The organism is bacterium (assembly GCA_040755755.1).
Classification (GTDB): Bacteria; SZUA-182; SZUA-182; order DTGQ01; family DTGQ01; genus DTGQ01.
On sequence record JBFLZW010000015.1, the window covers coordinates 1 to 3,055 of the forward strand.

At 55.1% G+C, this 3,055-nt stretch carries 1 protein-coding gene; it reads right to left on the minus strand.

Features of this window, described 5'->3' with window-relative positions; genetic code table 11:
- Positions 1–2,950, minus strand: a 2,950-nt coding sequence (locus tag AB1611_05310; GenBank protein MEW6379008.1) for an SDR family NAD(P)-dependent oxidoreductase, incomplete at its 3' end; no start/stop codon positions are given.
- Positions 2,951–3,055: the final 105 nt, after the last annotated feature.

Sequence of the window (3,055 nt, forward strand, 5' to 3'; positions counted from 1 at the left end):
TCTTCATTTTCTCTGCCAGCATGCTCTCCAGAGTGGGGCGATGGTGGGTGATAAAATAGGCTGCCAGTGCCTCGACAGACATATGCTCGAACAGCAAGGTGGCAGGCAGCTTCCCAAAGTCTTTCTCGAGCTCCTTATTGATCTCCATGACCACCAGGGAGTCCACGCCGTATTTTTCAAAAGAGGCCCGGTTATTTATCTCACCTTTTTGTATCTTCAGTACCCGGCACAGCACTTCCTTTACATATTCCCGCGTCATTTCCTGAAAGTCCTGCAAGTTCTGCATGCCTGCGGCTTGCTGCATGCTTCCACTATTCTCTTTCCCCCTGAGGGGCGATGTCGCTAACTTATCGCTCCGTACCACAGGGCCCCTCACCTGCCACAGGGGCTCCCTGCCGGCCCTCTCCCCAGAGGGGCGAGGGAGAATAGATGTGCCTTCACTACGATCTTCCCCCTTGAGGGGGGAGGCGGGGTGGGGGTGATGGCTGTTTTCATCCTCCTCATCGAGAGCCAGAGAGTCCCCTGGGCAGGGGAAACGGGGAATATCTGGTATGCCAGTCTCGGCCAGGGCAGGCTCTTGAGGTGAACCTTCCGGGAAAAGAGTTTTATCTTCATGAGTTTCAGAGACTTCAGGAGAGAGAGCCGCAACCAGGGCCAGACCATCACTCTCGCCCACGATTACGCTTTGCTCGAATCCCCCCTCAATCGTGTATTGCTCGGATTTCTCCTCTCCACATTGCTCGGATCTCTTGCCGGCTTCCTGGGGGGGGATGGTGAATATACGGGTCCGTCCAATACCGTTTGCTGCCAGTACCTGCTTCCATCCGGCTGCATCGAGCAGGGGTGATCCTTTGAGGCGGTTTTCCTCGTCCTCGAACAGCCACCATCCGCTGGTCAGACCGAAGGTCAGGGTGGCAAAATCCTGCACCCGGGTAACTTCGTTGAGAATCAGCAGCCCATTGGTCTTGAGCAGCTTTTTGATCTGACCTATGGTATGATGCATCCTCCTGGTGGCATGAACCACATTGCTGGCCAGGACAATATCTGCACTCCCTGGCTCAAAGCCCTGCTCTTGGGGGTCTTTTTCAATGTCAAGCACCTTAAACTCCACAAAGGGATAATCATCACCGTACATGCTTTTCCCATACTGGACAAATCCTGCGGAAATATCAGTGTAGAGATAGCTCACATTTTCCCGGTACTGGCTGATTGCTTCCAGAATAAAGGTGCTTGTCCCGCCGACTCCTGCCCCCAGCTCGATGAGCTGGATTCTGGCCTGAGCCTTGGCCTGAGTCTGATCCGGAGCCGCATCCTGTGCCTGAGTCTGAGCCTGAGCCTGAGCATCCTGCCCGACCTGAGCATCCTGCCCGATCCTGTGCTCCAGATAGAGCCTGATCAGGTCAGCCATCAGGTTATTGGCAGAGTCTGCAATCGTATTTCCCCGGTAGATGTTCTCTACCAGTTCCATTGAGCCATTGGGAAACATCACCTGCATATGGTCCTTGCGGCCGGTCAATATCTCAGGATACTCACTCACACACGCCCACAGCAGCTCAAGATGGCCTGCTATCTCAGGAAAGTCTTGCGCCAGAAGATGCCTTCTTTCGCCAAGGTCTTTGCAGCCTTCCTGCCCGGTAAGCCCGCCCCCTTGATCCTTGTTTTCAACCTCCCTGGTGGTCACAATCTCCTCACCCCTGAGCTGTACAAACCCAGCCTTGATAAGAATATCCATCAGGGCCTCATACAGCCGGGAATAGCCGGGTGCAATCTTAAGCCGATCCTTAAGCTGGTCTTTTCTGTAGCGCTCTCCACTGCCCCGGAATACTCCCATCCGCTGAAAGGCATCGAGCAGCAGCAACCGGCCATACCGCTCAAGCTCATTGCAGGCACGCTGTAACCGGCTCACCTCATTTTGTTTACCCGCTGGTCGGGTATCATCCGGCAGTTGAGCATCATGCGGTTGGGCATCTTCCTGCAACTGAGTGCCGTGCTGGGGCGGCAAAACTTCAGGTATTCCCCGTCTTGTATGGAAGTCTTCCCTCCACTCCTCCCCCTTGAAGGGGGAGGTTGGGTGGGGGTGATGGTTGTTTTCACCCTCCTCATCGAGAAGCAGAGAGGAGCCCCTGTGGCAGGGAAAATGCGCAGCATCGGAGGATAAAACTTTATGAGACAAAGCCTCGACAAGAGAGGGGATGCTTTCAGGGTAGGGCTCGATGCGCTGGTGCAGGTCAGCTCCCATAGCCTCAAGCAGAGTATTTTGTGCTTTTATGGCAATAACCTGACTCAGCCGCCGCTGTCCTGATGTCCCTTGTCCCAATACCCTCTGTATGGCCTCCATACCCTCCTCAGGTTCAATGGATGCTATGCCCTGGGCAGCCAGTCTCCTGGTATAGTCCTCATCTGCCACAATCCCTACACTTCCCCAGTAGCCCCAGTTGATGACTTTCACCGGATAGGGCCTGATCTGATCGAGGTAGAGTGCATAGGCATCTTTAAAGGTGCAGGCAGCAGCATAGTTACTCTGGCCTGCATTGCTCAAAAATGACTGGGCTGAGGAGAAAAAGAGCATAAAATCAAGCGGCTCGTTTTGGAGCACTTTATTCAGGATCACACTGCCCCTGACCTTGGGGGCCAGGGCTGCGCGGAAGGTCTGCTCATCCATGTTCTTCAGGGCCCTGTCTTTCAGGACAATGGCCGAGTGAATCACCCCATGAATGCTGCCAAAGCGCTCCTTTGCCCTGGCAACGGCTGCCCTCATACTCTCCCAGTCTGTGGCGTCAGCCTGCAGGTACAACACCTTGCCGCCGTGTGACTCGATGCGGGCAATTTTTTCCCTTTGCTCGACACTCAGCTTCTCGCTTCTGCCCAGTAACACCAGCCGGGCCTGCACAGTCCGGGCAAGATAACGGCCAAGCTCAAGCCCTATTCCTCCTGCCCCGCCCAGGATCACATACACCCCCTGATGCCGGAACGGTACCTGGCTGTGGCTGATGGAAGCAGGAAGATTGACCGGCACGAGAGTCCGCACATATCGCCGTCCCTGGCGTATGGCTAC